At 65.5% G+C, this 8,763-nt stretch carries 6 protein-coding genes and 1 pseudogene; 1 reads left to right on the top strand and 6 read right to left on the bottom strand.

The window, feature by feature from the left end:
* Together RT662_RS02060 and ahcY are read right to left on the bottom strand one after the other, a co-directional pair.
* Nucleotides 1-755 (bottom strand): annotated as a pseudogene (locus RT662_RS02060) (TonB-dependent receptor); the annotation flags it as partial.
* Between the two features lie 202 nt (nt 756-957).
* Nucleotides 958-2,343: an adenosylhomocysteinase gene (gene ahcY / locus RT662_RS02055; RefSeq protein WP_313668737.1), complete on the bottom strand. Its 1,386-nt coding sequence runs from the start codon at nt 2,341-2,343 to the stop codon at nt 958-960.
* Between the two features lie 203 nt (nt 2,344-2,546).
* Between ahcY and RT662_RS02050 the strand changes: the two genes are divergently transcribed.
* Nucleotides 2,547-4,622 carry a prolyl oligopeptidase family serine peptidase gene (locus RT662_RS02050; protein ID WP_313668759.1) on the top strand — a complete coding sequence of 692 codons (2,076 nt, stop codon included), beginning with the start codon at nt 2,547-2,549 and terminating at the stop codon, nt 4,620-4,622.
* Here the strand turns inward: RT662_RS02050 and RT662_RS02045 are convergent.
* The 4 genes from RT662_RS02045 to RT662_RS02030 all read right to left on the bottom strand — a co-directional run.
* A complete protein-coding gene (locus RT662_RS02045) occupies nt 4,612-4,977 on the bottom strand; it encodes a YbaN family protein (protein ID WP_313668735.1) in 366 nt (121 codons plus the stop codon). The two genes, RT662_RS02050 and RT662_RS02045, sit on opposite strands and share 11 nt — an antisense overlap.
* A gap of 41 nt (nt 4,978-5,018) precedes the next feature.
* Complete coding sequence (locus RT662_RS02040) at nt 5,019-7,127, bottom strand: glycosyltransferase (protein WP_313668733.1); 2,109 nt, start codon at nt 7,125-7,127, stop codon at nt 5,019-5,021.
* Nucleotides 7,128-7,130: 3 nt separating this feature from the next.
* The gene (locus RT662_RS02035; RefSeq protein ID WP_313668731.1) at nt 7,131-8,318 is read right to left on the bottom strand and encodes an HlyD family efflux transporter periplasmic adaptor subunit; all 1,188 of its coding nucleotides are present in this window, start codon (nt 8,316-8,318) and stop codon (nt 7,131-7,133) included.
* A 48-nt stretch (nt 8,319-8,366) separates the two neighbouring features.
* Nucleotides 8,367-8,763 (bottom strand): inositol monophosphatase family protein (locus RT662_RS02030; RefSeq protein WP_313668729.1); only part of this gene is annotated, 397 nt, incomplete at its 5' end.

Raw genomic sequence — 8,763 nt, 5'->3', positions numbered from 1 at the left:
TCACCGCCACGCGACCACCAGGGCCCGAAGAACTGGCGGCGCGGCAGGCGCGGCGGCAGGAAATTGCCCTGCGGCACCGAAATCGGGCCGTGATCATCGATCAGCGTGTGACGAACGTTGATGAAGGGCAGCAAGCTGAAACTGGTCGAGGGCTTCCATTCGGCGATGAAGGCACCTTCATAGCTGTGATCGCGGGTCTCGTTGAAGCCATTCTCCAGCTGCAGCCCGGCGCCGAAGCCGACGCTGAGCGTGGAGCTGACCGGCAGCGTGGCATCGAATTCCGCAGTGGGCGTGTGCCACGTGTTGTAGCCGATCAGCACGCTGGCGGCCGCCTCCTGGTCCGGCCGGCGCAGGCCCAGATCGACGACGCCGGTCGGGGCGGGAAACGGGCTGCCCAGTGCCGACGGGCCGACCTTGATGGTGGTGGCGCGCACCAGCCGGCTGGACGGGGTGACGATCGGATCAAAATAGAGGCCATCGATGCGGACATTGCCGGCCACCACCGGCGAGAAACCGCGCACGCGTTCGCGGCTGTAGAGGCCCGATATCTCGCGGCCGATGCTGGTGCCAAAGGCATCGCCGGCCTGGCGCACGGCATTTTCGGCCGAACGGCTGCCGGTGGCGGCCACGATCGGCGCGGCGGTATCGGGTTCGTCTGCGGCGGGCAGTTCGGCGGGCGGCGGCGTGCTGTCGTTTGGCGCCGGGGCTGGCTGCCTGGCCAATGCCGGCGCGGCGAGCAGCCACAAGCCGGTCATGGCCACCCGGCCCACGGAATATACCCCTGTCATGTCTCGCTCTTGGCCAGCGCCGTGCGTCAAGTCCAGCGCCAAAATGCGTAGGCATGCAATGCGGGGGGCGCGGTGCGGGGGATGCGGCGTGCGGGGCCCAAAACGGCGATGGCGGCAACGGGGTGTTGCCCCATCGCCGCCATCACGCCTGCCCAACGGGCGGGCTGCATCAATAGCGATAATGATCCGGCTTGAACGGGCCGGTTTCGCCGACGCCGATGTAGCTGGCCTGCTTGTCTGATAGAGTGGTGAGCTTCACGCCCAGTTTTTCGAGGTGCAGGCGGGCGACCTTTTCGTCGAGGTGCTTGGGCAGCACATAGACGCGGTTTTCATAAGCGTCGGCCTTGGTCCACAATTCGATCTGGGCCAGCACCTGGTTGGTGAAGCTGGCCGACATGACGAAGCTGGGGTGGCCGGTGGCGCAGCCCAGGTTCACCAGGCGACCCTTGGCCAGCACGATGATCTGGTTGCCATCCGGGAATTCGACAATGTCAGTGCCCGGCTTCACTTCGGTCCACTTGTAGTTGGACAGGGCCGAGATCTGGATCTCGCTGTCGAAGTGACCGATGTTGCAGACGATGCTGTTGGGGCGCATCGCCTTCATGTGTTCAGCGGTGATCACGTCCATGTTGCCAGTGGCGGTCACGAAGATGTCCGCACGCTTCACGGCGTCTTCCATGGTGACGACTTCAAAGCCTTCCATGGCGGCCTGCAGCGCGCAGATCGGATCGATTTCCGTCACCATCACGCGGGCGCCGCCGTTGCGCAGGCTCTGCGCCGAACCCTTGCCGACATCGCCGAAACCGGCGACGACCGCGACCTTGCCGGCCAGCATCACATCTGTGGCGCGGCGGATGGCATCGACCAGCGATTCCTTGCAGCCGTACAAATTGTCGAACTTCGACTTGGTGACGCTGTCGTTGACGTTGATCGCCGGGAACGGCAGGCGGCCCTGCTTGGCCAGTTCATACAGGCGGTGCACGCCCGTGGTGGTTTCTTCCGAGACGCCCTTCAGGTTCTTTACCGTCTCGGTCAGATAGCCGGGGCGGGCCTTGATATAGGCTTTGAGCGCGCGCTGGAATTCGACTTCTTCCTCGTTTTCCGGCTCGCCCATGGTTTCGCCGGCTTCGAGGCGGGCGCCCCACAGCGCGAACATGGTGGCGTCGCCGCCGTCATCAAGGATGATGTTGGAGGTGATGTCACCCCAATCGAAGATGCGGCCGACATAATCCCAGTAATCCGCCAGGCTCTCGCCCTTGATGGCATAGGTGGGGATGCCGGCAGCGGCCATGGCGGCTGCGGCGTGATCCTGGGTGGAGAAGATGTTGCAGGAGGCCCAGCGCACTTCCGCGCCCAGCGCCACCAGCGTTTCCATCAGCACCGCGGTCTGGATCGTCATGTGCAGCGAACCGGTGATGCGCGCGCCCTTCAGCGGCTTCGACGCACCGAATTCGGCGCGCAGGGCCATGAGGCCGGGCATTTCGGTTTCGGCGATGGCGATTTCGCGACGGCCGAATTCGGCGAGGCTGATGTCCTTGATGGCATAATCGGCCATGGTGCGATTCCTGTTGATGAGAGCTGGAGTTGGCGCTCCCCTATCGGTCACGGGCTTTCCATGCAAGTATAAAGATAGCTTTATATGATGTCGCAGGCGGCCGGATTGTCGCAAAGGCTGGAAATGACCGGCGCAAGCAGCCATGGTACGCGCCATTGCCCAAAAGGGAGAAACCGGCCGTGCGCTTGCCTCTTGCGATTGTGATGATGATGTCCACCGCTGCCTCTGTTGTTGCCGCCCCGATCGCCTATCCCGAAACCCAGCGCGGGTTTGAGGTGGAAGCGCGCCATGGCCTTTCGGTGCCCGACCCGTATCGCTGGCTGGAAGCCGATGTGCGCACCGATGCCAATGTGGCCAAGTGGGTGGAGGCGCAGAACACGGTGACGACGGGTTATCTTGCCGGCCTGCCCAAGCGCGACATGATCCGCGATCGGTTGACCGCGCTCTACAATTACGAACGTTTCGGCATTCCGCGCGTGCGGGGCGGGCTGCAATTCTTTGCCCGCAATTCCGGCCTGCAGAACCAGTCCGTTCTGTATGTGCAGGCCCAAGGTGCAGAGCCGCGCGTGCTGATCGATCCCAATCCCTGGGCCAAGGATGGTGCCACGGCGCTGGCCGAATGGACACCGTCGAAGGATGGCAAGCACCTCGCCTATGCCGTGCAGGATGGCGGCACTGATTGGCGCACCATCAAGGTGATGAACGTCGCCACCGGCACCGATCTGGCCGACACGCTGGAAGGGGTGAAATATACCGGCGAAGTGGCCTGGCGGCCCGATGGCAGCGGCTTTTACTATTCGCGCTTCCCGGCGCCGCCGGCGGGTGAAAAATACCAGTCGGCCACGCTGAACGAGGCGATCTGGTTCCACAAGCTGGGCACGCCGCAAAGCGCGGATACCAAGGTGTTTGCCACCCCCGATCGACCCAAGCTGGGCCACCATGCCCGTTTGAGTGAGGATGGCCGTTGGATGGTGGTGGGGAGCAGCGAAAGCTCTGGCGGGAATGCCGTCTTCATCGCTGATCTGTCTAAGGGTGAAACGCCGCGGCCGTTCGTAACCGCTCTGGACAAGGAGTGGGGCTTTGCCGGCAGCCAGGGCGGCACGTTGTATTTTGTTACCAACAAGGATGCGCCGCGTTACCAACTGCTGGCGGTTGATGGCGCGACCGGCTCTGGCAAGCCGGTTGTCGCCGAAGGCGCGGCCACGCTGACCGGCGGCGCCGTGATTGGCAAACGACTGGTGGTCGAGACGCTGGAGGATGCCAAGTCGGTCGTCCGCCTCTATGAAACCGATGGCAAGCCGGTGGGGGTTGTACCGCTGCCCGGGATCGGTACGGCGATGGGCTTTGAAGCGTCCGACGACGGCAAGTCCTTCTTCGCCTTTTCCAGCTTTGCGACGCCGGGTTCCATCTGGAGCTATGACGCCATCACCAACACGGCCGAAGTGGTGCGCCAGGCCAAGGTGGCGTTCAACCCGGCCGATTACACGGTGAGCCAGGTCTTCTACCCGTCGAAGGACGGCACGAAGGTTCCGATGTTCGTCGCCCACCGCAAGGATGTGGACGTCAGCAAGCCGCACCCCACCCTGCTGTATGCCTATGGTGGCTTCAATATCAGCAGCACGCCGGGCTTTAGCGTGTCGCGGTTGGTGTGGATGGAGATGGGCGGTGTCTTCGCTATGGCCAATATCCGCGGCGGTGGCGAATATGGCGCGGCTTGGCACGATGGCGGCCGATTGCTCAACAAGCAGAATGTGTTCGACGATTTCATCGCTGCTGGTGAAGCGCTGGTGAAGCAGGGCACGACCACGCCGCAGCAGCTTGCCATCCAGGGCGGCTCCAACGGCGGGCTCCTTGTGGGCGCTGTCACCAATCAGCGGCCTGATCTGTTTGCCGCTGCGCTGCCGGCGGTCGGCGTGATGGACATGCTGCGCTATGCCAACTGGACCGCCGGACGGTATTGGGTGGATGATTATGGCGACATGACCAAGCCGGAGATGTTCCGCTACAATCTCGGCTTCAGCCCGTATCACAATGTGAAGGGCGGCAAGGATTACCCCGCCATTCTTGTCACCACCGCCGACACCGATGACCGGGTGGTGCCGGGCCACAGCTTCAAATATGCCGCCGCGCTGCAGGCCGCGCCGATCGGGGACAAGCCGCACCTGATCCGCATCGAAACCCGCGCCGGCCACGGCAGCGGCAAGCCGACCGACAAGATCATCGCGGAAGCGGCCGATCTGTGGGCCTTTGCCGGATATTGGACCGGTCTTACGAAATAGGTCCGTTCGGGCGGGTGATGATGAACAGGCAGGTGATGGGCAGGATCACCGCCTGAATGATGATCACCCGCTGCGGCGCGCCGACCAGCACCGAAATCCCCACCACCCCCGCCATCGACAGCACGGCCAGCACCTTGGCGCGTGGCGAGATGGCGCGATGCTTTTCCCAGTTGTGAATCAGGGGCCCAAAAATCTTGTGGCCCAGCAGCCAGTCGTGCAGGCGGGGGCTGGAACGGGCGAAGCAATAGGCGGAGAGCAGCACGAACGGCGTTGTGGGCAGCAACGGCAGCACCACGCCGGCAATGCCGAGCGCAAGGCTGGTCAGCCCGATGATGAGCCAGAGCGTGCGGAACATCGGCAGACGTTAGCAGCCTGCCGCCTTGTTGCCAGCGATTCTCAACTGGCGCGGGCCAACCGCATGGTCGCAGGCGTGCGATTTTCCGGCGGCAGCACATAGGTTCGCTTTTCCAGCCGGTCGTCGCTCAACTCCGGCCGCGTGGCGGCCTGACCGGTAGGCGCAGTGGGCAGGGTCATGTCGGCAGTGAGGATGCGGGCCAACATGGTGCGCGTTGCTCGCCACAGCGGCACCTGCAATTGGGTGGCGTTCATGCCGCGGGTAAAAAGCTGCACGATCAGCCGGTCGCGCGCCGGGCTGTCGACGCCGTCGAAGGCGATGCCGATGCGGCCATTTCGTGCCCGCGCCACCCGGCCTTCGATGCTGCCAACACCGCGCAGCCGTACCCTCACGGGTTCGCCCACCTCGACGCCGTCGCCTTCCAGCGCGATGCCGGAAACCGAAAGATCGATGACGCGCGCCAGCGTGGCATTGCGGGCATCGCGCCGCCAGATCGCCACCGGTTCGTGCCATGGGAAGCGTTCTTCCGCGCGCAGCGCCGGCCGGCCCAGGCAAAGCATGGCAGCAAGGAACAGCACCACCACGTTCACCAGCCCCCAGAAAGCGACCATCGGCACCAGCGCGCCCTGCATGACGATGCGCGTATCGGGAAAGGCGTTGATCACCAGCCCGGCCAGCGTGGCGATCATCAGGCCTGTGCAGGCAAAGAAGATGCCGCGTTGATAGCCGCCGCCGGCCGCGTCCGATCCCTTGGGTGTCACCTTGAACGCGTGGCCGTGCGGCTTGAACAGCGTTTTGATGATCACCGGCAGCAACCGGAAACTCTGGAAGGTGCCAAGCACTTGTGCGGCGATCGGGAAGTAGCGGCCACCGCCCAGCAGCACGATGCCGCCCACTTGGGCAAACACCATCGGCACCAGGAAGAAAATCGCGCTCTGCGCCGTCACGCCCACCAGCGGCGGCACGTCGAAGAACAGGAAGATGAGCGGCGCGATCAGTGATGTCATCAGCATGAGGCATTGGGACAGCCAGGCGGTGGGCAGGAAGAACAGCCGGTGCTGCCAGGCATGGCCGGGCCCCAAGGGGCCGGTATCGAGGAACAGGATCTGCGTCGCACCCTGTGCCCAGCGCGCGCGCTGCACGAAAAAGGCTTCCAGGCTTTCCGGGGCCAGCCCGAACGCCAGCGGTTCGTTGAGATAGCGGGTGACATAGCCCTTCTGCAGCAGCGCGAGGGAGAGCAGCATGTCTTCCGTGATCGAACCGGCCGGCAGCCCGCCGCCGATGGCATCCAGCGCTTCGCGGCGGGTGATGCTGTTCGATCCGCAACAGAAAGCGGCATCCCAGCCATCGCGGCCGGGCATGATGGCTTCGAAGAAGAAGCGCTGATCATCCGGCAGCGCCTCGCGCAGGGCGAGATTCTGCTGGAGCGGATCATGGTTGTAGAAACTGTGCGGCACCTGGACGATGCCGATGGCGGGATCGTCGAAGAAGCCCAAGGTGCGGCGAAGGAACGGCCGCTGCGGCACGAAATCGGCGTCGAACACGGCCACGAACGGCGCGTGCGTGACCTTCAAAGCATGGTTGATGTTGCCGGCCTTGGCGTGGAGATTATCGGGCCTTGTGATGTAGCCAGCGCCCTTGGCCGCGCAGAAATCTCTGAGCCATGCCCGTCGGCCATCATCGGCCACCCACACGTTCAGGTTGGGCCAATCCAGCGCCAGCGCGCCGAGAATGGTCTTTTCCAGCACCTCAATCGGTTCATTGTAGGTGGCGATGATCAGGTCCACCGCCGGCCAGTCTGCAGGGTCGCGCTGTGCCAGCCGGGCCTCGCCGGCATCGGCTTCGGCGCTGCGGTTGGTGCGCTTCAGCAGCGCGGCGAACAATATGGCGGCATCGAACAGGCCGAACAATTCAATGGCAAGGCAGGTGAGCGCGAAGGCCAGACCATACCAGGGCGCCTGCCAAGGGATGGTGGTCGTGAAGCGCCAGTGGAGATAGACACCCACCACCAGTGCCACGCCGGCAACAACGGCGGTGCGGGTGGCGGGCCGATTGAGCCCGAACAGCGGTGCCAGCAGCAGGCACGATGCGGTGAGCAGCAGCGGCGCTGCCACCAGCAGGGCCGGCGCGGTATCGAGATCGGGCAGCATATCCTACCAGCGCGGAAAGCGGACTTCGGCGAGGCGGCCAACGTCGCAGCGGCGCGCCAAGCTGGCCGGCGGCGGCAGCGCCACCAGCACGGACAGCGCGCGCGCGTCCTTGTCGGGATTGGCCGCCAGCATCGCCCCGTCTCGCCGCGCCGCCGCGCCCACCGCCGAGGCGACCCGGCCCTCCAGCCAATCCTCACTGCCGATCAGCCGCACCTTCACGGGCGCGCCGGGCAGCACCGCCTCCATGCGGCGTTCCGGCAGCGTCACCTCGACATAGCGGCGGCGGCAATCGGCCAGTTCGAGCAGACTTGATCCCGGCGCCACCGTGGTGCCCTTCGGCGCCGGTTGCGACCACACCACGGTGCCGGCCGGCAACACCGCATCAAAGGCGCTGGCGCGTGCCAGCCGCTCTTCCTCACTTGTGATCTGCACCGCCAGTTCGGCCAGCCGCGCTTCCGCATCGGCGGCAACGCTTTCCAGTTCCTGGCGGCGCAGCAGCAGCCGGTCGCGCTGCTGGTCGCCATGGGGCGCGTCCATGGCGGCGCCGGCCAGATAAAGCCCGCTGCCCGCCGCCCGCGTCTCGATGGCGAGCGCGCTGGCCTGGTCCTTCAGCATGCCACAGCGCCGGGCGCTGGCGGCGGCAAGGGCGCGCAGCCGGTCGCGTTGGGTGAAGGTGGCGAAACGCTGGGCGGCCAGCGCCTCGACGCGGTCACGCTGCAGAATCGCTTCGGCGGCTTCGGCTTCGCACGCACCCAACGCCTCTTCGGCGGCGTGGGTGGTGGCGGTAAGGCGCGCGCTGGCGGCCTGGCCAAAGCGTGCCGATCGGCTGGCGAGACGATGATCGGCAGCGGCGATTTCAGCAATCTGGCGGCGGGCGAGATCACGCGCCGCGATCAGCGCCGCCTGCTGGCCCTTCAGCGCCGCCAGCGGGCCGGTGTCGCGCACCCGCGCCGCCACCAACCGCGCGGTGCGTTCCACCACAATGGCCGTGCCGGGCGCCGGCAGATCTGTGGCGACCAGCCCGGCAATCGGCGAGGCCATGCGGATGATCGGCGCGTTCACATAGGCTTCGCCGCCCACCTCGCTGGTGACGTAGGGTGCAAACGCCCACAGGCCGAGCGCTGCCATTCCGGTGGCAAAGGCCAGCCGCAGCCGGTTGGACCGGATGATGTCCTCGAAAAATCCTGCCATCGCACGCCCTTTTCCTTTCGCAGGATAACGGGCGGGGCAGGGCGGGCTTTACCCGGCGAGCGCCTCGGCAATGGCGGCGGCCAGCGCTGGATCGCCAGCGGCAATCACGGCGCCGCGGCTGGCTGTCGTCAGGGGCTGCCCTTCCCAATCGGTAATCACCCCGCCGGCGCCGGTGATGATCGGCACGAGCGCCGCCCAATCGTGCAGCTTCAACCCCGATTCGACGACGGCATCGAGATGCCCGGCAGCGACCAGGCCATAATTGTGACAATCGCCGCCATACAGCGTGTCGCGCGCGGCGGTGCGCACGCGTTCGAAACAGGTGAAATCTTCCGACCCAAAAGCCTGCGGGCTGGTGGTGCCGATGCGCGCCTGGGCAAGATCGGTGCAGTGCCGCACATGCACCCGCGCGCCGTTCAGCGTGGTGTGCTGGCCGGGTGCCGCC

It is taken from the genome of Sandarakinorhabdus sp., from assembly GCF_032115815.1.
Taxonomy (GTDB): Bacteria; Pseudomonadota; Alphaproteobacteria; order Sphingomonadales; family Sphingomonadaceae; genus Sandarakinorhabdus.
This window is presented reverse-complemented; position numbering and strand designations above follow the sequence as displayed.